The following is a 24,571-nucleotide window of genomic DNA, read 5'->3' on the forward strand; positions in this document are numbered from 1 at the left end:
CGCCCCGCGAACGGCTTGAAAATGCCATACCAATGGGAGGCTTGCCCTTTGAAAATGCGCAGAAAATCGCCGCGAGGGGTTTAGCAGGTCAATCGCCCTTCTCGCAAGCAGGCGGAGTGTGGCCGAATCGATCAAGATGTGGCGATTTTGCCTTAATGCCCTTCATTCGGGCAAAGCCGTGCCAATTCGACGCGGCGCGCGGTCCGCGCTCTCGTCCTTCAGCGCCACACCGCTCACTTCCCGCGCGAGCCCCTCGCGGACCAGCCAGGCGATCTTGAAAGCAGCCTCGTCATAGCTCAACCCGGCCTTGTGGATGTTCGACACGCAATTGCGCTCGGCATCGGTGCGGCCCGGCTTCGGGGCGAAAGTCAGATAGGCGCCGAGACTGTCGGGCGCCGACAGGCCCGGCCGCTCGCCGATCAGCGTCACGACCATGCGCGCGCCGAGAATGGCGCCGATCTCGTCGCCGAGCGCGACACGCGCGCCTGAGGCGACCACGACATGGCCGATCGCGACACCATCGCCGGCTGCGAGCAACGGCAGCAGGCGCATCACCAGCGCGGCCGCATGGGCGTGGACCGCCGCAGCCGACAGCCCATCGCCAATCACGACCGCGAGTTGGCACGGCTCCGAGGCGCTCCGCGCCAGAGCCTCGACTGATCCGGCATCCAGCAGTCTGCCCAGATCGGGCCGCCGCAAATAGTCCCTGCGGTCGACCGCCCGGCTGTTCGCCTCGGTGACGACGAGGCCGAGCGCGCGGAGATCCGCGACCAGCCGCGGCGCATCGAACACGGCATGTACGGCATCGCGGGCGCGGGCATGGTCCAGCGTGAAATCGAGCAGTGCCCGCGTCGGCAGGCTCGCGCCGCTGCGCCCGAGCGCGACGCGCGCGGGCGTAAGCGACCGCAGATCGAGGGTCGGACGACGCGGGATGGCCGGATCAGACATGTTGTGTCATTCGGCGGGGACGGAGGCCTCGCGTAGCCGGATCGAATAGTTCGAGGCGTTCTGCTGGCCGGTCGAGGCCGCCCGCGCAAAGGTGATGAGATGGTGCGCGATCAGAGTGCAGCCGATCAGACCTTCGAGGTCGCCGCGCTTGATGCGGCCCAGCGCGAACTTCCAGAACACGCGCTTGTAGTCGCCGAGCACGCCGACCTTCCAGAAGATGTTTCGCAGCATGACGAGGCCGCGCCTGATGTTGGGCCAGGTCTTCATCTCGTCCGGCGTCGGCATCTTCAGGCGATGCACGTAAACGTGGTCGCATTGATACTGGAAGCGCGCGTAGACCTTCTCGGGCTCGTAGGCGACGGCCATGGCGTGTTTCCAGGATGCGACGACGTCGTCGTAGGGCAACAGGAAGTTGACATTGGAATCGCGGCCGTCGTCCTCGACCAGGCGTCCCTCGCGCTCCAGACGGTCCCATAGCGGCGTCTTCGGCAGCGCCTGAAGCAGGTTGATCGTGAGCAGCGGAATCCGGGAGTCCTCGACGAAGGCGAGCAGCGCCTCCGAAGTGTTGGGCTTGTCGGTGTCGAGCCCCATGATGATGCCGGACACGACCTCCATGCCGTAGGAGTTGATGGTTTGCACGCCCTCGAGGATCGGGACCATCATGTTGTGGTCCTTGTGCATCGCCTTCAGCGCATCGGGATCGGGCGTCTCGATGCCGCAGAAGATGGTGACGAAATAGGCCTCGCGCATCTTCTCGAGGATTTCCGGCCGCTTGGCGATGTTGAGCGTCGCCTCGCAGGCGAGCCGCACCATATAGCCGGTCCTCTTCTGCCATTCGATCAGATGCGGCAAGAGGTCCAGCGCCGCCTTGCGGTTGCCGATGAAATTGTCGTCGACGAAATAGACCGTGTCGGTCATGCCGCATTCGCGCAGGCGGTCGAGTTCGGCGATGATCTGCTCCGGCGATTTGATGCGCGGATTGCGGCCGTACAGCCCGGGGATGTCGCAGAACTCGCACTGATACGGACAGCCGCTGGAATACTGGATGCTGCCGAGGAAGTATTTCTTCACGTCGGCGAGCTCGTAGGCCGGGATCGGAAACTCCGTCATCGGCACGCGGTCTTTGGTGGTCAGAACCACCTGGGTCTCGGGACGCGAGATGTCGCGCGACAGTATTTCGAGCAGCTGATTGGTGGCGTCGCCGAGCTCACCGACATGGAGATAGTCGAACGACGGATAGTAATCCGGGCAGGCGCTGACGGAGGGACCGCCAAGCGCGACCGGCAGGTCGAACTCATGGGCGCGGCGGCAGATGTCGTTCATCTGCTGGCGCTGGATGTGCATGCCGCTGACGAAGACCGCCTCCGCCCATTCGAACTCCTCCTTCGTCGTACGGCGCAGGTTCTCGTCGACGAATTTGACCTGCCATTCCCTGGGCAGATAGGCGGCGAGCAGCAAAAGTCCCTGCGGCGGCATGAAGGCGCGGACGCCATCGGTCAGGGGGTAGGAATGCTCGAACGTCCCGAACGACGATGTGTATCGCGGAAACACGCAGAGAATCCGCCGGGACGTCCCGTTACTTTCAGCTCGCATCAAAGCTCCCCCGCCACGCTCGACTTAGCTGCGGAAATTGCCAGACAGCCACATAGCGTAATGCTGCCGCCGGAATTTCTCAATATTGTGGCATGAGCATAATTCCTTAGGGCACCAATGGTTTCCTCGGGCCGCCGGGTGCTTCCGCCGCGTCACGCGATCAGCCGGGAGGCAAAATCGGGCAGCAGGCCTGCATCGCCGGCAAGACGGAAATCGGCGCCCGCAATGCCGGACCGCACCAGCCAATCGTCGAATTCCGGCGCGCGGCGCAGTCCGAAGACGTCGCGGACATAGAGCGCGTCGTGAAAAGACGTGGACTGATAGTTCAGCATGACGTCATCGGCGCCGGGGACACCCATGATGAAGGTGACGCCGGCGGCAGCGAGCAACGTCAGCAGATTGTCCATGTCGTCCTGGTCCGCCTCGGCGTGGTTGGTGTAGCAAATGTCGATGCCGAGCGGCAGGCCGAGCAGCTTGCCGCAAAAGTGATCCTCCAGCCCGGCCCGGATGATTTCCTTGCCGTCGTAGAGATATTCCGGGCCGATGAAGCCGACCACGCTGTTGACCAGGAGGGGCGCAAAGGCGCGGGCCACCGCATAGGCGCGCGCCTCGCAGGTCTGCTGGTCGACGCCGTGATGGGCGTTGGCCGATAGCGCCGAGCCTTGCCCGGTCTCGAAATACATCACGTTCTGCCCGACCGTGCCGCGCCTCTGCGACAATCCGGCCTCGTGCGCCTCCTTGAGAAGCGCGAGGTCGATACCAAAACTGCGGTTGGCAGCCTCAGTGCCGGCGACCGACTGGAACACGAGGTCGACCGGCGCCCCCTGCCCGATCAGCGACAGCGTCGTGGTGACATGGGTCAGCACGCAGCCCTGTGTCGGGATCTTCAGCCGCGCGATGACCTCGTCGAGCAGCCGCAGCAATTGGCCGATCACGGCCGGGTCGTCGCTCGCCGGGTTGATGCCGATGCAGGCATCGCCGGCGCCGAGCAGGATGCCGTCGAGGATGGAGGCGGTGATGCCCCTGGCGTCGTCGAAGGGATGGTTGGGCTGCAGCCGGGTGCTCATCCGGCCCTTCAGGCCGATGGTGTTGCGGAAAGCGGTGGTGATCTCGCATTTCCGCGCCGCCAGGATCAGATCCTGGTTGCGCATCAGCTTCGAGACCGCGGCGGCCATCTCCGGGGTGATGCCGCCGGCCAGCTTGCGCAAGATTTCGGGCGTCGCGGCGTCCGATAGCAGCCAGTCGCGAAAGGCGCCGACCGTCAGCGAAGCCACCGGCGCGAAGGCCTTGGCGTCGTGGCTGTCGATGACGAGGCGGGTGACCTCGTCGGTCTCATAGGGGATGACGGCTTCCTGCAAGAACTGCCCGAGCGGGACGCCGGCCAGCGCCATCCGCGCCGCGATCATCTGTTCGGCACTGGCGGCGGCGATCCCGGCCAGGCGGTCGCCGGAGCGCGGCGGCGTCGCCTTGGCGAGCAGGTCGCGCAAATCCGGGAACGTGTAGGTCGTGGCGTCGATGGTGTGGCGGTAGACCAAGGGTCTCTCCGGGGTTCGTCGGCCAAAGGCCGACTCCTGGGCAATCCCAAGACTATACCTTCAGATCAAGACGCTGAAATATCTACCTTTCCTTCGACCGACGGCGAAGGGCGCCAAACCCGGCGTTAACGCTGCGTCCATCTTCATTCTGCATAGTTTTGCAATAGTTTGCACGACCGCGCTCTCCGGCCGCTCCCGGCCATTCGGGCCCCTGAAAACCATGACAACTGACCGACCTGGGAATGCCACCGGCCTCGCCGGCCGCTTCACGCTTGCCAACAAGCTCTACGCCATCTTCGCGCTGTTCGCGATTCTCACGGCGGCGATCGCGATGCTGTCCGACTACAACAGCCGCCGCGGCGCCGAGCTGACCACCGCGATCGAGACCGCGAACGCCGCCGCGCTGAACGTCGAGCGGGTCAACTCGCTGGTCTATGCGGTCGTGATGGAATCGCGCGGCGTCTACATGTCGACTGAACCGGCCGTGGTGAAGAAGTACGGCGAGGGCCTGCTCAAGTTCAACGCCCAGATCCTTGACGTCGTGAAGCGCTGGGAGACCATCGTCAAGGCTGACGATGCCGAGCAGTTCGCCACGTTCAAGAAGCGCATCGAGCAGTTCGTCGAGTTTCGCAAGGAGCTGGTGCGCCGCGGCGTCGAGATCAATGCGGCCGCGGGCCGCGAATGGGGCGACAACGACGCCAACCGCGCCGTGCGCTCGGCGCTGAACAAGGATCTCGAGGCGCTGTCCAAGGTCTATGCCGAGCGTGCAAGGCAAATCGCGCACGAGACCGAGACCAATCGCACCCTGTCCTTGGTCCTGACCTGCCTCGCCGGCGTGGCGCTCGCCCTCGTCGTGATCGGCATCGTCATCATCGCCCGCTCGATCGCACGCCCCCTCTCCGCCATCACCGCGACCATCAAGCAGGTCGCTGACGGCGCCGAGAACGTCGTGGTGCCCCACTCTGACCGGGCCGACGAGATCGGCGCACTGGCACGCGCGATCCAGATCTTCCAGGACGCGATGGCGCGCAACCGCAACCTCGCCTCGCAGGTCTCGCAGGACTCCGCCGCGCGCGAGGAGCGCGCCCGCCACATCGAACAATCCGTCGACGCGTTTCGCGAGGCGATCGGCGCGATCATGCGCGGCCTCAGCGACAACGCCTCGGTCATGCGCGAGACGGCGCAGACCATCACCCGCGTCACCGCGGACGCGAGCAGCCGCGCCGGCACGGCGGCGAACGCCACCGAACAGGCTTCGCACAACGTCACGGCGGTGGCAGGCGCGGCCGAGGAGCTGTCTGCGTCGGTGGTGGAGATCGGCCGGCAGGTGCGGCAATCCGCCAGCGCGGTCGAGCAGACCGGCCAGCGCACCGAGAAATCGATCGCCGAGATCGAGAGCCTGGCGGCCGCCACGCAACGCATCGACGGCGTGCTCAGCCTGATCCAGGCGATCGCCGAGCAGACCAATCTGCTCGCGCTCAATGCCACCATCGAGGCCGCGCGCGCGGGCGATGCCGGCCGCGGCTTTGCCGTCGTCGCGCATGAAGTCAAGGCGCTCGCGGGGCAGACCGCGAAGGCCACGGCCGACATCAGCGAAAACGTCTCGATGATCCAGTCCTCCACCCGCAACGCGGTCGACGCCGTCCGCGAGATCGGCGGCGCAGTGCGCGAGATCAACGACGTCACCTCGGCGATCGCCGGCGCCATCGGCCAGCAGGACGCCGCCACGCGCGAGATCTCGTCCAACGCGCAATCGGCGGCCCAAGGCAACGAGACCCTCGTCGCCAACATCAGCTCGCTCCGCGACGCCATCGGCGAGACCGACACTGCAGCCTCCTCGGTGCTGACGGCTGCGAGCAGCGTGACCGAGACGGCGGAGACGCTGTCGCGCGAGGTGGAGAAGTTCTTCCAGAACCTGCGCTCGGGCGCAGCGGACGGCCGCGTCGCCAAGGCGGGCTAGCAGCACGTCCATCGCCAGCAGAGTCGGCGGTGGGGTCTCTCCAGCAAAAAACGCGAAAACAACCCCATGCACAGTAGCCGGGGACAGCGATATCAATGGCTTGGCTCTAGTCCAAATATATTCGTATTTTACGAAATGACATTTGACTCGTCGGGCAAAACACCGGCATGATGTCATCATGGCGAAGGCGCGCCGCCCGAGACCTTGGTCGTCCTGCCGAGGGAATGTACGCGCGAATTTTTCCCGCCAACGAAGCGTCGTGTCTCCACGCGTCAGGCACGCTTCCCGCCGATCGAGACAAACGCGATGAAGCCATCGAGGCGCTCGACTGTTCTGGACGGGCGTGTTGCTCGACGTTCTGATGCGACGGTTCAGCCAACCGGTCCGGGTGTCCAATCGCCGCCGGCAAGCGGCCGGACTTTTACGTCAGGAATGACCCCGCGCTCCAGGCTCGGATCGAAATGGCGCATCGTCCGCTCATTGAAGTCGATGATGCGGCCCGGCCTTAGCGGTCCCACGTCATTTATCCTGACGATGACCTTCTTGCCGACGGCCTCGACGAGGGCATATTTCGGCTTCGCGCCAAATTGGACCCCACCGAATTTCTTACGCAAGCTCGTCTTGATGGCGGCCGACCAGACCGAGGGATCATAGCGCTCGCCGGAAGCCGTCTTCGGGCCGCCCTCCTCTTTGCCGGGCTTGAACGGATTGTACATGGATGCCGCGCCAACGATCGCTTCCCCGGAAGCGGCATTGTCGGCGGCGCTTGAGTGAACCCCACCAGCTTCACATCGCGCAATAGAAACGGAAACGGCAAGCGCAACCACGGCGCCGCAAATTGCGGCGCTCGATCGAAACACCATTATATCTCCTGTGATTTTCGATTGTTCGGTTCCGATGCCGCAAATCGTTTTGCGGGTCGAGCCAACCCCTGGCTCCGGAACCGTTTGTAGGAACCCCAACGGTTCCAGCACGGCGTTTTAGTTGTCGCCGTCTAAGACAGACATTGCGTCAACAGCATGACGACGAGAGCCCCGACGAATAGCTGCGAACTGACAGTGCCGGCCCCTAACAAATCGGCAGAGGGCCGGCAAAGGACTATGCAGCCGAAATATTCCTCACGGTCGTCTCGGCCTGCTCGGCGAGCCAATTCACGAATAACTCGACGCTGCGATCGCCGATCAAATCGGCTGGCCACTGGGCAACCTGAATTTTCGTGCACTCGACTGCGGGGTAATCGGCGAGTGCGGACACGAGGCGTCCAGACGAAACCGCATCTGCCACAAGAAGTGAGCGCCCAAGTGTCACCCCGGCTCCTTCGGCCGCAGCCGACATGCACATTCCCATGTCGTCCAGCGTCAAGCTGCCAGCGGCAGCGCCCGATTTCGGCAATCCCAGGCGTCTAAACCAGGAGGGCCAACCCCAGTCGCCGGTCGCGTTGTCGCCTTTGTGGATGAGCGGCAGGGTCAGCAAGCCGTCGGGGTCCGTCAAGGGACGCCGCCGGGGCAACAGGTGCGGCGCACAGACGGGAAAAATCCGCTCCCAAAACAGCGGCAATTGAGTAGACGTCCGCCGTGCGTCTTCGCCGGCGTTCCAGACAATTCGCACGTCGAGCGGCCGCTTTGAACTGTCACCCGTCTCCAGTGGTTTGAGATCAACGTTGATCGACGGATATCGCGCCGTAAAATCTGGCAGGCGGCGGACGAGCCACCATGTTGCCAACGCCGAGCCGGCGCCCACGCGCAACGTCGTTCGGTTCGAGCGCCGCCGCACCTGAGCATCCAGCGCACCAAGCGCGTCGAGTGCTGCGGCAAGCTCTTGCCTAAGCTGCGCGCCGGCAGGTGTTATCCCGACCCCTGGATTCTGCCGCTGCAACAATGCAACCCCGAAATGGTCCTCCAGTTTTCGGATCTGATGGCTGACCGCACTCTGCGTGACGCCCAACTCCGCCGCGGCGCGCGTGAACGAGCCATGGCGGGTGACCGCGTCGAACGCGACAAGGGGCGCGAAGGGTGGCAAGCGGCGTGGCATCTCGATCTCCTCACGCCATGATACCGATTCATGAGGTTTTGAGGAACCATCATTCGACCAAAGCCCGTTGCCCGGCCATCCATGCTCCATGGAGGCCGAAACAACCATGCTCGACAAACCTCAGCACGACGATGATGAAATGCCGAGCGCCAGTTGGCTTGCCGATGACGGCCATCGCGGCAATCGCATGTCCCTGGAAACGGCGACGCTGCTTGCAGCGTGCTTGAGCGGCTCTCTGTTTCAAGTCGACCTGACGGCTCTAGCGGCTGCCTTACCCGATGTTGGCCACGATCTCGGTGCCGCTTCCGCACGAGCGGCCTGGGTCATCGACGTCTACAGCCTTGCCTTGATCTTCTGTTTGCCGATTGCAGGTAGCCTTGCCGACAGATACGGACGCGTTCAAATGTTCACCTGGGGTGCAGGGCTGTTTGGCCTGGCCTCTCTGCTGTGTGCGTGCGCCAACACGCTCGACGTTTTGCTGACATTCCGCACATTGCAAGGTATCGCCGGTGCCTGCATCACCAGCACCTCGTCTGCCCTCCTTGCTGGTGCTTACGAGGGGCCCCGACGTGCGCGGGCGTTTGGACTTTGGGGCACGATCGTCGGTGCCTCGATGGTCGCTGGCCCGCCGCTCGGATCGCTCCTGGCTGATACGATCGGGTGGCGCTGGATTTTCTGGATCAACTTGCCGCTTTGCGCCGTTTTGGTCTTCCTGGTGCTGTACAGAATTGGCAATGAGCTCGACCAGCAGCGTTCGAGCGCCAAGGTGGATTGGCTCGGTGCTGGCCTTCTTGCGACAATTTCGGCGGCGTTGGCGTTTATGTTGCTGGAAGCAGCTGCGCTTGGTGGCGTCGCCTCGGCGACGTTCCTGACGGGACTCGCCGCTTCGGGGATTGCGCTCCTCCTTTTCGTTTGGGTGGAACGCCGACATCCCAACCCGGCGTTCGATCTCAAGCTGTTCGGATCTCGGCAGTTCGTCGCGATGTGCCTCGTCCCGATGGCGGGATCGACCGGCTTCTGGTCGCTTCTCGTCTACGTGCCGCAATTGGCGCGCGGTCCGTTGGGTCTCAGTCCGTTTGAGGCGGGCTGGCTCCTGGTCGCGCTCACATTGCCGATGATGGTGTTGCCGCGCTATGGAGCGGTTTTGACGACCCGCATCCCATCACGCTCGTTCTTCTGTGGTGGTCTCGCGCTTATCGGGGTGGCTGACCTGGCCCTTGGTGCAATCTCCGGCGGAAACGTGGGGCCGGACACGCTGGTAGTGACAGTCATTGCGTTGCTCGTCAGCGGGTCAGGCTGTGCCGTGATCAACGCGCAGATCACTGCCGCCGCCGTGTCGGCGGTTCCAAGCGATCGTGCGGCGACCGCATCTGCCATCTGCGTCACGATGCGCCAAATCGGTTTCAGCTTCGGGATCGCACTTTTGGGCGCGGCCCTGCAGTTCAGTTCGAATGGCGACTATCTCGCCCCGTTTATCGTTGCAGGCGCATCGACCCTTGCTCTGACAGCCATCGTCTATTGGCTTATGGATGAGAAACCGGCTGCATAGCGGCGGGTGATCGACGGCAGTTCAGGAGCAAAAATCAAAGTGTCGGCGTTGCCGCAATCTGCTTCACCCCCATGAGCGGGCATCCGCCGTCTATGACTGCACGCCCTGGCTAAGAGCAACCACCTACCCCTCCATCACCCCGCCCCGCTTGATCAGCTCCTTCCCCACCGCAGCCAGATGCACCTGATCCGGCCCGTCGCCGATGCGGATGAAGCGGGCGTAGACATAGGCGCGGGCGAGGAACGTGTCCTGCGAGACGCCGGCGGCGCCGTGGATCTGGATGGCGCGGTCGATAACGCGGGCGGCCATGCTGGGCACCACGATCTTGGCGGCCGCAATCAGGTCGCGCGCCATCTTGTTGCCCTCGCGGTCCATCCTGTCGGCGGCTTGCAGCGTCAAGAGCCGCGCCTGCGCGATCTCGCAGAATGAATGTGCGATGTCCTCGCGCACCGAGCCCTGCTCTGCGAGCGGCTTGCCGAACGCCGTGCGGGAGACCGCGCGCTGGCACATCAATTCGAGCGCACGCTGGGCGCAGCCGATCAGCCGCATACAATGATGGATACGGCCGGGGCCGAGCCGGCCTTGCGCGATCTCGAAGCCGCGGCCCTCGCCGAGCAGGATGTTCTCTGCGGGCACGCGAACGTTCTCGTAGACGATCTCGGGATGGCCGACCGGCGCGTCGTCATAGCCGTAGGTCAGCATGTCGCGCACGATGCGCACGCCGGGCGTCGCTTTCGGCACCAGGATCATGGATTGCTGACGGTGGCGGTCGGGATCGTCAGGCGCGGTCTTGCCCATCACGATCAGGATCTCGCAATCCTCGTTCATCGCGCCGGAGGTGAACCATTTGCGGCCGTTGATGACGTAGTCGCCGCCGTCGCGCCTGATCTCGCACTGGATGTTGGTGGCATCGCTGGAGGCGACCTGCGGCTCCGTCATCGAGAAGCCGGAGCGGATGCGCCCCTCCAAAAGCGGCTTCAGCCAGCGCTCCTGCTGTGCCGGCGTGCCGTAATTGGCCAGCACCTCCATGTTGCCGACATCGGGCGCCGAGCAATTGAAGACCTCGGGCGCCCAAAGGATGCGGCCCATGATCTCCTTCACGGGCGCATATTCGAGATTGGTCAAGCCAGTGTTGTTAAGGTCTTGGCCGTGCTCGCCGGAGAGGAACAGGTTCCAGAGCCCCTGCTCGCGCGCCAGCCGCTTCAGGTCCTGAAGGACCTGCGGCGTCTTGTAGCGTGTCGCTTCCGGCTTCACCTGCTCGTAATAGAGCTCCTCGACCGGCTCGACATGCGTCCGCATGAACCGGCGGACGCGCTCTTGCAATTCCATCGAGCGGGCGGAGTGTTGAAAATCCATTCTTGATCCTCCCGTTCGCCGACCTTCGCGCCAGTATCGTAGGGTGGGCAAAGCGAAGCGTGCCCACCGCTTCTCTCGAAGCATTGATAGGTGGTGGGCACGGCGCAAGTGCGCCTTTGCCCACCCTACGATTCCGAACTCGCGGAGAGAGCTCCCTCAACCCGTTCGTCGACCTCGCGCAGTCCCCTCACGTGCCGCGCAATAGCTCGCTCGCGACGATCCAGTCATTGCCGTTGAACTGGAGCATATAGCCGTCCTTGATCGGGCGGAAATCCTGCGGCGTGGTGTTGAGCGTGATGCCGGGCATCAGCAGCGACAGCGGCACGTTCTTCAAATTGGCCGCCTGCGCCATGATGTTCTCGCGCGTCAGATTGTCCTTGCACTGCTTCAGCAAGACCACCAATGCCTCGGCAACGGTGTAGCCGTAGAGACCCGCGACGTTGTTGACGTCGGCATTGGGCAGGCGCTTCTTCATGAAGTCGATATAGGCCGTCATCGCCGGATCGTCCTTCGGCACCTCGACGAACGGCTTGAGCGAGCCGAGCGAGAGCACGCCCTTGCCGGCATCGAGGCCGGCCGGAACCATCACGGTGGCCTTGTTGGCGCAGCCCGAGGCGAGGAAGCGCGTCGCCTGCCAGCCGACCTCATGCGCTTTCCGGATCGCCTGGGCGCAGGCACGCGGCGTCACCGAATAGATCATGAACACGTCGGCCTTGGTGTTGGCGAGCGTCAGCACCTGGGAATCGACGGTGGGGTCGGCGACCTCGAAGCTCGACGCCATCGCGATCGCCTTGTCGGCGTCGGCACCAAGCGCTTCCTTGACGCCGCGCAGATATTCCTTGCCGGCATCGTCATTCTGATAGAGCACCGCGAAGCGCGCGTTCGGGTTCTTGGCACGGGCATAGGCGACGTCGATGGCGGCCTCGCTGGTGTAGTTCGGTGCCCATGGCAGCGCCATCGACCAGGGCATGTTGGCGGGGTCGTTCCACTTCGAGGCCGAGCTGATCAGAAACAGCTGCGGCACCTTGTTGCTGTTGAGATATTTCGCGATCGCCGAGCTCGGCGCGGTGCCCATGGTCGCGAAGATGAAGGCGACGCCGTCGCCTTCGACCAGCCGCCGCGCCGCTTCCATGGTCTTCGGCGGCGAGAAGGCGTCGTCGAGCGACAGGAGATTGAGCTTGCGGCCGTTGATCCCGCCCTTCTCGTTGACCTCGTCGAAATAGGCCGAGATCACCCTGCCGGTGATGCCGAGCGGCGATGCGGGGCCGCTATAGGGCATGGTGTTGCCGATCTTGATCTCGGTGTCGCTGATGCCGGGACCGTAAGATTTCTGCGCGGAGACAGGCGTGGACAAGCAGGCAGCCAAGGCTGCAGCCAGGACCAAAGCGGCTTTCATGGTTTCTCCCCGGTGATGATCGCCGCGCTGGTCGGAAGGCGCGGCGTGCTGCTTTTTGCCAGCACGCCAGATCAGCGGAGTTCCGTGAGAGGGTCTTGCGTCGAGTTGCTGATCAGTGGCGCCGCTTCAGGCTGAAGCCCAGGCTCACCCACCCCGCGCCCGCCATGATCAGGTCGATGCCGAGAAACAGGCCGAGGATGTAGACGCTGTTCACCGGCCAACGTGCCAGGATCAACAGCCCCAGCAGCAGCGTGATGGCGCCCGAGAGCGCCACCCAGACCCATGGACTTTCACGCTTCATGCTGAAGGCGAGAAAGAGCCGGACGGCGCCGGAGGCGAGCAGCGATGCGCCCAGGAACAGAGTCAGCAACACTGCAGCAAACAGCGGGTTCTCGAAGGTGAGAAAGCCCGCGATAACATAGAGTACGCCGAGCAAGGCCCAGATCACAAACTTGCCCCAGCTTTTCATCTGGAACGCGCCGATGATTTCGGCCGCGCCCGCGACGATCATCATGGCGCCAACCACGATGACGCTCGCCACCGTCGCCATTACCACGCTGCCAAGTGCGACGAAGCCGGCGACGAGGTAGACGACTCCCAAGGCTACGATCCAGCCCCATTTGGCATCCAGGGCCGAGATCCCGGAGCCCAGGCCGGAAGGATGGGAGGTATCCGAGGCACTTGTCATGACGGTGACTCCTGCATGGAAGCCCGCGAGCACAGGCCAGTATAGCGCGCGCCGCACCGGGACAACAGCCAGCACAGCAGCCCTCGCGGCCAGCAACATTGACGCAAATCAAGACCGGATGCGCGCCTCAGCCGCGTGTTCGCTCCATCTCCAGCTCGGCCTTGAGATTGTCGAGATCCCTATAAATTGAAGCAACCGCGAGGACGCGGCCGCCCTTGCGATACTTCAGCAGGCAGTCCTTGCCGGAAATGCTGCCGTCGATCGCGATGTCGTCGAAGCTCTCGGCATGGCCGACATAGTTGATCGGTACGTCATAGTGCTGAGACCAGAAGAACGGCACGGCTTCGAAGCGCTCGCGCTTGCCGAGCATGTTGCGTGCCGCGGTCTGGCCCTGCCGCTCCGCCACGACCCAGTGCTCGACGCGGATGGTTTGCCGCGAATGCGGATCGGGCCAGCGCGCGATGTCGCCGGCCGCGAAGATACCGGCTATGCTGGTCTCCAGATATCCGCTGACGCTGACGCCCCGGTCGGCCGCAAGTCCCGCTTGCTCGGCGAGCGCGAGGCGCGGCTTGACGCCGATGCCGACCACGACCAGGTCGGCCTCGATCACGCCGCCGCTATTCAACGTGGCGCGCGTGCCGTCCAGCTTCTCCACCGTGTCCTCGAGATGGAAGTTGACGCCGTTCTCCTCATGCAGCGCGCGCACGAAGTCGCCCATCTCGGGACCGAGCACCTTCTGCATCGGCCGTTCGTCCGGCGCGACCACGTGCACCTCGATCTTGCGTGCCCGCAAGGAGGCCGCAACTTCGAGGCCGATGAAGCTGGCGCCGATTACCAGCGCGCGCTTGGCGCTGGCGGCCGCCTTGATGATGGCGCGGCTGTCGGCGACGGAGCGCACCGTGTAGACATGAGGCTGGTCGGCACCCGGAATCTGCAATCTGACCGGCTCGGCGCCGGTCGCGAGCAGCAGCCGATCGAACGGCAGCCTGTCGCCGTTGCCCAGCGTCACGCTGCGCGTCTTCGCCTCGATCGCGGCGACATTCGTGTTGAGCCTGAGATCGATGCCGGCGTCCCGATAGTAGTCCTCGCCCCGCAGCGGCAGCCAATCCTCCGGCGCGTTGCCCGCGAGGTAATCCTTGGAGAGATTGGGCCGGTCCACCGGCATCGCGCTGTCATTGCTAAGCATGGTGATGGCGCCGGCAAAGCCCTCGCGACGGAGCGTCTCCGCCGCCGCGAAACCCGCCGCGCCGCCGCCGATGATAACGAATTTTTCCGGCGTTGGCGCTGTCCGATGAGGCGCCGGAGGCTTCGGCATCTCGCGCTTGCGCTCAACGATGATCTTGTCCTGATCGCGCGAGACCTCCCACACCGCCAGCGCATTCAGCGCCGGCGGACGGGTCGCCTCGCCTGACCGCAAGGAGAAGCAGGCGTGGTGCCAGGGACAGCGGATGGTGTCGCCAACCACCAGTCCTTCGGCGAGCGGGCCGTGATAGTGGCTGCAGGCCGGCTCGATCGCAAAGATCTCGCTGCCGGCCTGCACCAACAGAACGTCTTCCTCGCCGACATGGCCGAGCAATTTGCCGCCCTTGAACGCGGCGAGCGTCACGCCCCTGCTCAGGTCGGGCCCGCTTGGCTTCTTGTCCTCAGTCATGGCGTTGCCTCCTTGGGTCGCCGCGGATCAATCGTCCGAATTGGCCAGCCCCAGCAGCTCCTGGCGTGTCAACGCATTGTCGCGGAACACGCCGAGCATGCGGCTGGTGACGAGATCGGTCCCGGGCTTGTGCGCGCCGCGCGTGGTCATGCAGTGATGCGTTGCCTTGATGATGACCCCGACGCCTTCGGGCCTCAGCACATCGTTGATGGTGTTGGCGATCTGTGCGGTCATCTTCTCCTGGATCTGAAGCCGCTTGGCGTAGATGTCGACGAGACGCGCGAGCTTGGAGATGCCGACGACGCGCCCTTGCGGGATATAAGCGACCCAGGCGCGGCCGACGATCGGTGCCATGTGGTGCTCGCAATGGCTTTCGAAGCGAACACCGCGCAGAACGATCATCTCGTCATAGCCTTCGATCTCCTCAAACGTCTTTTGCAGGATTTCGGTCGGATCCTGCGCATAGCCGGAGAAATACTCCTCGAAGGCGCGGGCGACCCGGCCCGGCGTATCGCGCAGACCGTCGCGCGCGGGATCATCGCCGGCCCAGCGGATCATGGTCCGGATCGCCTGCTCGACCTCCGCCCTCTCAGGCCGCTCGCTCGGCGCCTGCGCGACCGCGACACGTTCCAGCCTGCGCGTTTGCGTCTTCATCGAAAACCTCCCCTGCAACGAACCGCATACAGAAAGCGGCCCCACAGCTTGGACGGCTGCGATTGGAAAAGGTTCCCGGGATCAGGAAAAATCGGAAGCTGCGAGAGCGGCAAGACAGTGGGGACGAGAAACCCGGCTCTATGAGGCCGCTTTCCGCACATCGAGCACGGCCTGCGCCCATTCGGCCGGCCGCTCCTGCGGCAAATTGTGGCCGGCCCTTGCAAAGACGCGCCGCTCGAAAAAGCCCTCGAATTTGCCTGCATGGTGCGCCGTGCCGGAATTGACGCCGTCGCTGTCGCCATCGATCGCGATGGTCGGCACCCGGACCGGCGGCTGGGCGGCGAGCTTCGCCTCGATCGCGGCATAGGCGGGATCGCCCGCGACCAGCGCGTAACGATGTCGATAGGAGTGGATCACGACATCGACGAAATCAGGATTGTCGAACGACATTGCGCTGGTCTCGAACGTCGCATCGTCGAACGCCCATGTCGGCGACCACATCGACCAGAGCTGGCGCGCAAAACCGCGCCGGTTGCGCTCCAGCGCGCGGCGGCCGCGCTCGTTGTGGAAGAGATATTGATACCAGAGCGCCGCCTCCTCCGGTGGCGAAGCCGGCTCCATCGAACGCGCGATGTTCTGGATGTTGTAGGAATTGCCCGAGACGAGCGCGATCACGCGCTCCGGATGCAGCACCGAGACCACGCAGGCCGCGCGCCCGCCCCAGTCGTAACCGCCGACCACCGCGCGCGAGATTCCAAGCGCATCCATGAAGGCCAGCAGATCGGCGCCAAGCGCCGCCTGCTCGCCGGAGCGCAACGTCGCAGCGGAGCGGAATCGCGTCGGCCCGTAGCCGCGGAGCCAGGGCACCAGCACCCGCGCGCCCGCTTGCGCGATGATCGGCGCGGTCTCGGCATAGGCGTTCACGTCGTAGGGAAAGCCGTGACCCATGATGCAGGGCCAGCCGTCCGGCGCGCCGTATTCACGATAGGCAATGTCGAGGATATCGGTGGCGATTGTTTTTTGTTGCATGATCGACTGACCGATTTGCAATGTCGTAGCCCGCATGCAGCGAAGCGGAATGCGGGGCGGTGCGTGCGCAGCGACAGGTTTCCCGGATTGCGCTTCGCTCCATCCGGGCTACGAGAGTCCGCCCTACTTCTGCGGCCCGGACAACGTGATGTCGCGTTCGGCGCGGAACACGTTGCTGTAGAGGTTGGCGATCCACTGCCGACCGATCTCGGTCTTGTTGAGGTAGCCGATCTCGGTCTGAATGTGCGGTGCGACGCTATTCCAATAGAACTGCGGATAGCGGTTCACGATATCGGCCGGCGAATCGTAACCGAGCTGGCGGTTCATGCCGACTTCTTCGAATTCGTAATAGAGCGCGTTGGCCTTGCGCAGATAGTTGGGGTCGCCGAGTTGCCCGATGAAATCGGCAGCGCGCAGGATCGAGGCGTCGTCGTCGTATTCCTGCCCTTCGCGGGCCGGGAAGCGGGTTCCCTCGATGGCGCGGGCGACGCGCTCGCTGTCCACGCCCCGAACTTGCGGCAGCCGCCGCCGTACAAAAAGCTTCGAGCGATCGACGTGATACATCATCAGGCTGGCATCCGAAGCGCCACGCGGCAGCGCCACCTTGGTGCCGGAATCATCGATGATGAAACCGTCTTCATCATCCTCCGGAAACAGACCGCGGACATAGCCGATGTCGTGCGCAAGGCATGCGATCAGAACGTTGATGTAGTCCTCAGCCGCAAGATGCGTGTGGAGATTACGTCCCATCAGGATCGCCTGAGCGGCCAGCGTCACCAACATCGTGTGCTCGATGTTGTGATAGAGTGCGTCGCTGTTGCCGATGCATTCCATCGCCGTCCGAGTCGAGCCTTCCAGCACTCTGGCGTAGGACTCGTCGTACCGACGACGCATGAACGATCCCAGCAACTTCTCCAGGGTCTCCGCCGCCAGTTTCGGTAACGTGATCATGGATGCAGCCCCGCTTGTCGGTGGTGTTCCACGCCAACTCCCGACGTCTCATTCATGTCCTCGACGCAAAGGCCAGCTTAGCCCAACTTGGGCCGACTGGCCAAACCCGGGAACGAAAATACGGAAATATGTTGCGGTTGTGCCCCGCGATATCGCGATTGCGGTGCCGGCCCGACACACCCGGGCTGGGCGTCGCGGGCACGGCAGGACCCGTAATCATTCCACCAGAAGCACGTCGACGGCGACGTCGAGCTTCTGCTTCGGCGAGCCGACGATGATGCCGTCGACCGGCGAAACGTCGGAAAAGTCGCGGCCGACCGCGAGCACGATATGATCGCCAGCAACCATAAGATCGTTGGTCGGATCGAAATCGACCCAGCCAAGCTCCTCCCCGCACCACAGCGACACCCAGGCATGGGTAGCGTCGGCGCCCTGCAGGCGCGGCTGGCCCGCCGGCGGAATGGTGCGCAGATATCCGCTGACATAGGCCGCGGGCAGGCCCAGCCCGCGCAAGCCCGCAATCATCACATGGGCAAAATCCTGACAGACGCCATGGCGCTTGACGAAGACCTCGTCAAGCGGCGTCGAGATCACCGTCGCTTTGGGGTCGTAGCGAAATTCGGTGCGGATGCGATGCATCAGATCGACCGCCCCGGCGAGGATGGCTGCGCCGGGCGCGAAGCTTTCCGCCGCATAGGCGCTGACCGGTCCCAGCACCGGGACCAGCGGGCTCGCAAAGACATAGCCGACCGGCGATGACGGCCCGAGGCTCGTCGCCTCGAAGGCGATGTCGCGAATGTTCTCCCAGGTCGGGCTGGCAGCGGCGCGCGCCGGCGGCTGGCGCGACACCTTGACGCGAGAGCGGGAATCGATACGCAAAGTGCGATGCGCGGCCTCGATCACGACGCTCTCGGTCAGGGTGCCGAAGAAATCGCGCCGGACGCTACGCTCCGCGGGGCGCGGACGAATCTCGACCTTATGCGAGATCAGCTCCTGGCCATGGCCGCTCCCCGGCTCCAACCGCAGCGTGCAGCGGGCGAAGCTGACCGGACTCTCGTATTCGTAGGTGGTGACGTGGCGGATATCGTAGATCACGCCAGCCCCGTCAGTTTTTCCGGGCGGCTGGCATTGGGGCCGTGCGGGAAATAGTGCTGCCCGACTGCCTCGGCGAGGCTGAGCAGATCCTGCTCCAGGGCGAACAGCGTCTTGACCTCGAGCTTCTCGGCCTCCGCGGTCGCGAGCATCGCCTGCATCGCGACCGCAAGCCGCTGCGGCTTCTCGATCAGGCCATGCTCCTTCAGGCTCGGCAGTGCGGCGATGTGCTCGTTCAGCGCCGTCACCTGGAACGCCACCGAACGCGGATTGTAGCTGTCGAGCACGGCGAGGTCCCGCACCGGCGCCAGGATCGGCGCCAGCAGATAGCGCGAGCGGTAGGTGATCTGGCAATCCACCAGCGTGAGCAGGATATCGAGATCCTCGTCGCCGGCTTCGTCATAGGCAAACTGCCGGGCAAAACGCGTGGTGTTGATGGCGCGCTCGGTGCGGCGGCCGATATCGAGGAAGCGCCAGCCGGCGGCGCGGTTCATGTTCTCATGCGCAAGGCCGGCAAAGCTCGCGAGCTCCTGCAGGGTCAGCTCGGCCGCGCTCAGCACGCTGTCGTCGTCCTCGACCTCAAAGGCCAGCCGCTCGGTCATCTCGGTGATGACCTGCCAGGCATCGGGCGACAGCCGCTCGCGCAAGGAGGTCGCCGTGCGCTGGGCCGCGCGGACCAGCGACAGTGCCGAGCCGAAACGCTCCGGGCTCTGCAGCGCCTCGGCGACGATGCGGCCGGGCGCCGCGCGCGAGGTCTGCGAGATCGCGCCCCAGGTCACCAGCAGGCGCTGGATACGCTCGGCCGATTGCAGCGACGCCGCGGTGCCCTTGTTGGGCCCGCTCGGCGAGCCCAGCGCCCGCACCAGCCGCAGCGTCGCCTCGGCGCGTTCGAGATAGCGGCCGAGCCAGAACAGATTGTCGGCGGCGCGACTCGGCAGCACGCCGGCGATACGGCGGATGCGCACCTTGTCGACCGCAGGCAGCAGCGTCGCGGTCGAGACCTGCTTGTCCGAGACCACCCAGACGTCGGCGGAACGCGCGCCGTCCCCCATCGACACCGCGCGCGCATCCGGCTGCTCGGCGATCCGGCAGAAGCCGCCGGGCATGATGGCCCAGCCGTCGGGAGTTGCGGCCGCGAACACGCGCAGCACGAAGGGGCGCGGGGTGATCTGCCCCTGCTCCCACACCGGCATGGTCGAGAGCCGCACCACCTCCTGGCCGACATAGTCCATGCCGCGCGCGCTGATTGCGTCGATCAGGCGCTGGCGTTCGGCCGCATCGAGCTCGCTCGCGAGCACGGGGCCATTGCTGTCGAAGCCGGGAACGCCGCGGCGATAGGCCCCCTCGATCGCGACCCGGTCGAGCCGCGACAACACCTCGTCGCGCGCCGAGCGCTGGCCGCACCACCAGGTCGCGATGTGCGGCATCTTCAGCTCCTCACCGAGCAGGCGGCGGCTGAGCGCCGGCAGGAAGCCGAGCATCGCGCGCGCCTCCAGGACGCCCGAGCCCGGCATGTTGGCGACGACGACGCCGTCCTTGCGCAGCACGTCGATCAGGCCGGGCACGCCGAGCCGCGAGGAGGCATCGAGTTCGAGCGGATCGAGCGAATTGGAATCGACGCGGCGCAGCAGCACGTCGAGGCGCTTGAGGCCCGCAACCGTGCGGATGTGGATATGGTTGTCGCTGACGGCGAGATCGTCGCCCTCGACCAGCAGGAAGCCGAGATAGCGCGCCAGCGTCGCGTGCTCGAAATAGGTCTCGCTGAAACTGCCCGGCGTCAGCACGCCGATCCGCGGCTCGTCGCGGTCGGCGCGCGCCCGAAGACTGTCGCGAAAGGCCTCGAAGAACGGCGCGACGCGCGGCACGTTCATCGACTTGTAGAGATCCGAGAAGGCGCGCGAGAGCACCAGGCGGTTCTCCAGCGCATAGCCCGCGCCCGACGGCGCCTGCGTGCGGTCGCCGAGCACCCACCAGCGGCCGTCGGGCCCGCGGCCGACATCGGCGGCATAGAGCGAGAGATAGCGCCCGCCCGGCGGCGGCACGCCGCAGACGGGGCGGAGATATTCGGGGCTCCCGGCGATCGCGGCCGCCGGCAGCGCGCCTTCGGCGACGAGGCGGCCCTCGCCATAGATGTCGCGCAGCACGAGCTCGAGCAGCTCGGCGCGCTGGGTGATGCCGTCGGACAGCTGCTTCCAGTCGGCCTCGTCGATCAGCAGCGGCAGATGGCTGATCGACCAGGGCCGGTCGGCGCTCTCGCCGGGCGCGCGATAGGTGACGCCGGCCTCGCGGAGATGACGGTCGGCCATGCCGAACCGCCGCTCGACCTCGTCGGGCGCGAGCCCGCCGAAGGCATCGAAGAAGCGGCTCCAGACGGCGCGGGGCTTGCCGTCCGGGCCGAGAAACTCGTCGGGGATGCCGGGAAGGCGCTTATAGTCGCGGACCCATTGCGCAAAACGGCGCTGGCCTTCACGTTGACCTTGCGCCTTACCCGCCTTGTCGTCCTCTTCGGCTGCGCCCTCGGCCATGCGCCTCTCCCTGCCCCCGCATCATACTCATTGCAGGAGCGGGGACCGCAAGTCGAGGGTCAGCGGAAACTCATTTGTGCGTTCCTCGGGCGGCGGCTGCATCGGGCCCGGCGTATGGCCGTGGTCCTGGAAGCGCGCCAGCCGCCGCGCCTCGGCCTCGTAGGTGTTGACCGGCTTGGTGTCGTAGCTGCGGCCGCCGGGATGGGCGACGTGATAGACGCAGCCGCCGAGCGAGCGGCCGTTCCAGGTGTCAATGAGGTCGAACGTCAGTGGCGCGTGAACGGGAATGGTGGGGTGCAGGCCGGAGGCCGGCTGCCAGGCCTTGAAGCGGACGCCGGCCACGGCTTCGCCGGAGCGGCCGGTGGCGGTCATCGGCAGGCGACGGCCGTTGCAGGTGACGATATGGCGGCCCTCGACGAAGCCTTCCGCCTTGACCTGAAGCCGCTCGACCGATGAGTCGACATAGCGCACGGTGCCGCCGGCCGAGCCCTCCTCGCCGAGCACGTGCCAGGGCTCCAGCGCCTGCCGCAGCTCCAGCGTCACGCCGCCATGATGGATGCGGCCGAAGGCGGGGAAGCGGAATTCGAGCTGGGCCAGATACCATTCGGGCTCGAACGGATAGCCGGACTGCTTCAACTCGGTCAGCACTTCGAGGAAATCTTCCCAGATGAAGTGCGGCAGCATGAAGCGGTCGTGCAGCGCGGTGCCCCAGCGCACGAACTTGCCTTGTTGCGGCTCGCGCCAGAATTTTGCGATCAGCGCGCGGATCAGCAGCTGCTGCGCCAGCGACATGCGCGGATCCGGCGGCATTTCGAGCGCGCGGAATTCGACCAGGCCGAGGCGGCCGGTCGTGCCGTCCGGTGAATAGAGCTTGTCGATGCAGATCTCGGCGCGATGGGTGTTGCCGGTGATGTCGACAAGGAGATGCCGGAACAAGCGATCCACCAGCCACAGCGGCGCCTGAGTGCCCGGCGGCGGCACGTGCGTGAGCGCCACCTCGAGCTCGTAAATGCTGTCGTGGCGGGCTTCGTCGATGCGCGGTGCCTGGCTGGTCGGGCCGATGAACAGGCCGGAGAAGAAATAGGACAGCGACGGATGACGCTGCCAGTGCAGCACCAGGCTCTTCAACAGATCAGGCCGGCGCAGGAACGGCGAGTCCTGCGGGCTCGAGCCGCCGACCACGACGTGATTGCCGCCGCCGGTGCCGGTGTGGCGGCCGTCGACCAGGAAGCGATTGGCGCCGAGGCGCGTCTTGCCGGCATCTTCATAGAGCCCGGCGGTGATGTCGACCGCCTCGCGCCAGTTTTTTGCCGGCTGGACGTTGACCTCGATCACGCCGGGATCGGGCGTCACCTTGATGACGTCGACGCGCGGATCGAATGGCGGCGGATAACCCTCGACGTGGACCTGGAGCTGCATCTCCTCGGCCGTGGCTTCGAGCGCCGCGATCATCTCGAGATAATCCTCGATCTGCTCGACCGGCGGCATGAAGGCACAGAGCACGCCATCGCGAACCTCGACCGACATCGCGGTGCGGACCGGGACGGAGGTGTTGAGCTCTTCCGGCTCAAGCCGCTCCGGCGAGTCGGGACGCGCCGGAAGGCTGAACACCGGCAGCTTGCCGCGGGCCTCCATCGGGTCCCGCTCGACGATGTAGGGATATTGATCGGGCGGGACATAGCCGAGCGAGTCCAGCGGCAGGCGCAGGCCGAGCGGCGAATCGCCCGGCATCAGGAACAGATGACTGCGCCGGAGCTGCCAGCGCTCGCTGCGCCAGCGTGGTGCCGCGTTCCAGCGCTGCACCGGCAGCACGAAGCCGCGAGGATTGTTGAGCCCCTGCTCGAACACCCGCGCCATCCGCGCGCGGGCCTCCGGATCGGACAATTTGGAATCGGAGGGATCGACGTTGACGGGAAGCTCGGATTCCTTCTGCAGCCAGTACGCGGTGTCCTCATAGGCCGGCATGATGTAACCGGGATCGAGGCCAAGCCGTAACGCCGCGCCTTCCACGAACGCCTGGACGTCCTTGGCCTGTGCCGGCCGCGGATTTTCAATGCTGGCAATGAGGTCGGCATTCTTCCAGATCGGCACGCCGTCCTTGCGCCAGTACAGGCCGAACGCCCAACGCGGCAGGCTTTCGCCGGGATACCATTTGCCCTGCCCGAAGTGCAGCAGGCCCCCGGGTCCGAAACGCGCGCGCAGGCGGCGGATCAGATCGTCGGCGAGCCCGCGCTTGGTCGGACCGACGGCATCCGTGTTCCACTCGGCGCCTTCGAGATCATCGACGGAGACGAAGGTCGGCTCGCCGCCCATGGTCAGACGCACGTCCTGCGCCGCAAGATCGCCGTCGACCTGCTCGCCGAGATCGTTGAGCCGTATCCAGGATTCGTCCGAGAACGGTTTTGTGATGCGCGGCGCCTCGCGAATGCGCTTGACGCTCATGTCGAAGGCGAATTCGACCTCGGCAAAGCCGGCCCCGCCGGAGATCGGCGCGGCCGAGCGGTAGTGCGGCGTCGCCGCGACCGGGATGTGGCCCTCGCCCGCGAGCATGCCCGAGGTCGCGTCGAAGCCGATCCAGCCGGCGCCCGGCAGGTAGACCTCGGCCCAGGCGTGGAGATCGGTGAAATCGTTCTCGACCTCCGGCGGCCCCTCGATCGGATCGATGTCGGGACGGACCTGGATCAGATAGCCGGAGACGAAACGGGCGGCGAGACCGAGATGACGGAAGGTCTGGATCAGAAGCCAGGCGGAGTCACGGCATGAGCCGGCCGCGGAGGAGAGCGTCTCCTCCGGCGTCTGCACGCCCGCCTCCATGCGGATGACGTAGCCGATCTTTTTCTGCAGCTCCCTGTTCAGGTCGACCAGGAAGTTGACGGTGTTCGGGGCTTCGGGCGGGATCGTGTCGAGATATTTCGCGAACAGCCGATCGGGCTTGACGGTCTCGAGATAAGGCGCGAGTTCGGTCTTGAGATCTTGCGTATATTCGAACGGAAAGCTGTCGGCATAGGGCTCGACGAAGAAGTCGAACGGATTGACCGTGGTCATCTGCGCCGTGAAATCGACCTCGATCTTGAGCTCGGTCGTCTTCTCCGGGAAGACATAACGCGCGATCCAATTGCCCAGCGGATCCTGCTGCCAGTTCACGAAATGATTGGCCGGCGTGACCTTGAGCGAATAACTCAGGATCGGCGTGCGCGTATGCGGCGCCGGCCGCAGACGGATGGTCTGCGGGCCGAGATCGATCGGGCGGTCGTATTTGTAGTGCGTGACGTGGTGTAATGCGACGTAGATCGACACGGGGTGCGGTACTCCAGCAGCTTTTTTGAGCAGAACACCGCTGGTGACCTCGATCAAGCACTAACAACGGGCAAAGGGTGCCTACGCAAGGTGCGGGCGGTCGCTTTCTTCCTTCTCCCCTTGTGGGAGAAGGTGGCGCGAAGCGCCGGATGAGGGGTACGTCTCCGCGAATTCCGGCGTGAGAGGTGCGCGCGGAGAGAGACCCCTCGCCCGTCTCGCTGCTGAGCGGCGAGCCACCCTCTCCCACAAGGGGAGAGGGTTAGCAGAGTGCATCTGCATCGAAGGCCCTACGCCGCTGACGTCAGCCGTTGCAGGA

Annotated in this window: 17 protein-coding genes; 2 read left to right on the forward strand and 15 right to left on the reverse strand. The window is 65.0% G+C overall.

Annotated features, from left to right (window positions below; translation table 11 throughout):
• Positions 1–162 precede the first annotated feature (162 nt).
• The 3 genes from eutC to AC0L3A_RS27955 all read right to left on the reverse strand — a co-directional run bounded on the left by eutC (position 163) and on the right by AC0L3A_RS27955 (position 4,076).
• The gene (gene eutC, locus AC0L3A_RS27945; protein WP_007593630.1) at positions 163–948 is read right to left on the reverse strand and encodes an ethanolamine ammonia-lyase subunit EutC; all 786 of its coding nucleotides are present in this window, start codon (positions 946–948) and stop codon (positions 163–165) included.
• A gap of 6 nt (positions 949–954) precedes the next feature.
• On the reverse strand, positions 955–2,541 hold the full coding sequence (locus AC0L3A_RS27950) for a B12-binding domain-containing radical SAM protein (RefSeq protein ID WP_007593631.1): 1,587 nt from the start codon (positions 2,539–2,541) through the stop codon (positions 955–957).
• A 152-nt stretch (positions 2,542–2,693) separates the two neighbouring features.
• A complete protein-coding gene (locus AC0L3A_RS27955) occupies positions 2,694–4,076 on the reverse strand; it encodes an ethanolamine ammonia-lyase subunit EutB (protein WP_007593632.1) in 1,383 nt (460 codons plus the stop codon).
• A gap of 220 nt (positions 4,077–4,296) precedes the next feature.
• Between AC0L3A_RS27955 and AC0L3A_RS27960 the strand changes: the two genes are divergently transcribed.
• Positions 4,297–6,036, forward strand: coding sequence for a methyl-accepting chemotaxis protein (locus AC0L3A_RS27960; RefSeq protein ID WP_007593633.1), 1,740 nt, complete (start codon positions 4,297–4,299; stop codon positions 6,034–6,036).
• Positions 6,037–6,407: 371 nt separating this feature from the next.
• Here the strand turns inward: AC0L3A_RS27960 and AC0L3A_RS27965 are convergent, their stop codons facing one another.
• Positions 6,408–6,899, reverse strand: a complete 492-nt coding sequence (locus AC0L3A_RS27965; RefSeq protein ID WP_007593634.1) for a septal ring lytic transglycosylase RlpA family protein — start codon at positions 6,897–6,899, stop codon at positions 6,408–6,410.
• A gap of 235 nt (positions 6,900–7,134) precedes the next feature.
• Entirely contained in the window at positions 7,135–8,067 is a 933-nt protein-coding gene (locus AC0L3A_RS27970; RefSeq protein ID WP_473255487.1) for a LysR substrate-binding domain-containing protein, read from the reverse strand.
• A 106-nt stretch (positions 8,068–8,173) separates the two neighbouring features.
• Between AC0L3A_RS27970 and AC0L3A_RS27975 the strand changes: the two genes are divergently transcribed.
• Entirely contained in the window at positions 8,174–9,616 is a 1,443-nt protein-coding gene (locus tag AC0L3A_RS27975; protein WP_007593635.1) for an MFS transporter, read from the forward strand.
• Between the two features lie 123 nt (positions 9,617–9,739).
• On the opposite strand, the gene AC0L3A_RS27980 is transcribed toward AC0L3A_RS27975, so the two are convergent.
• The 10 genes from AC0L3A_RS27980 to AC0L3A_RS28025 form a co-directional block, all read right to left on the reverse strand.
• Complete coding sequence (locus AC0L3A_RS27980) at positions 9,740–10,972, reverse strand: acyl-CoA dehydrogenase family protein (protein ID WP_007593638.1); 1,233 nt, start codon at positions 10,970–10,972, stop codon at positions 9,740–9,742.
• Positions 10,973–11,159: 187 nt separating this feature from the next.
• Positions 11,160–12,368: an ABC transporter substrate-binding protein gene (locus AC0L3A_RS27985; RefSeq protein ID WP_219684798.1), complete on the reverse strand. Its 1,209-nt coding sequence runs from the start codon at positions 12,366–12,368 to the stop codon at positions 11,160–11,162.
• A gap of 112 nt (positions 12,369–12,480) precedes the next feature.
• Positions 12,481–13,056, reverse strand: coding sequence for an HdeD family acid-resistance protein (locus AC0L3A_RS27990; protein WP_473255488.1), 576 nt, complete (start codon positions 13,054–13,056; stop codon positions 12,481–12,483).
• Positions 13,057–13,183: 127 nt separating this feature from the next.
• The gene (locus AC0L3A_RS27995) at positions 13,184–14,707 is read right to left on the reverse strand and encodes an FAD-dependent oxidoreductase (RefSeq protein ID WP_007593643.1); all 1,524 of its coding nucleotides are present in this window, start codon (positions 14,705–14,707) and stop codon (positions 13,184–13,186) included.
• A gap of 27 nt (positions 14,708–14,734) precedes the next feature.
• Positions 14,735–15,361, reverse strand: coding sequence for a GTP cyclohydrolase I FolE (gene folE / locus AC0L3A_RS28000; protein WP_007593645.1), 627 nt, complete (start codon positions 15,359–15,361; stop codon positions 14,735–14,737).
• 138 nt (positions 15,362–15,499) lie between these two features.
• Positions 15,500–16,390: an alpha/beta fold hydrolase gene (locus AC0L3A_RS28005; protein ID WP_007593647.1), complete on the reverse strand. Its 891-nt coding sequence runs from the start codon at positions 16,388–16,390 to the stop codon at positions 15,500–15,502.
• Between the two features lie 123 nt (positions 16,391–16,513).
• Entirely contained in the window at positions 16,514–17,341 is an 828-nt protein-coding gene (locus AC0L3A_RS28010) for an HD domain-containing protein (protein ID WP_007593648.1), read from the reverse strand.
• A 216-nt stretch (positions 17,342–17,557) separates the two neighbouring features.
• The gene (locus AC0L3A_RS28015; protein WP_007593649.1) at positions 17,558–18,436 is read right to left on the reverse strand and encodes a transglutaminase family protein; all 879 of its coding nucleotides are present in this window, start codon (positions 18,434–18,436) and stop codon (positions 17,558–17,560) included.
• Entirely contained in the window at positions 18,433–20,958 is a 2,526-nt protein-coding gene (locus tag AC0L3A_RS28020) for a circularly permuted type 2 ATP-grasp protein (protein WP_007593651.1), read from the reverse strand. Before AC0L3A_RS28020 ends, AC0L3A_RS28015 begins: the two co-directional genes overlap by 4 nt.
• Positions 20,959–20,985: 27 nt before the next feature.
• Positions 20,986–24,255, reverse strand: a complete 3,270-nt coding sequence (locus AC0L3A_RS28025) for a transglutaminase family protein (protein ID WP_007593652.1) — start codon at positions 24,253–24,255, stop codon at positions 20,986–20,988.
• Between the last annotated feature and the right edge of the window lie 316 nt (positions 24,256–24,571).

It is taken from the genome of Bradyrhizobium sp. MI1.3, from assembly GCF_055811695.1.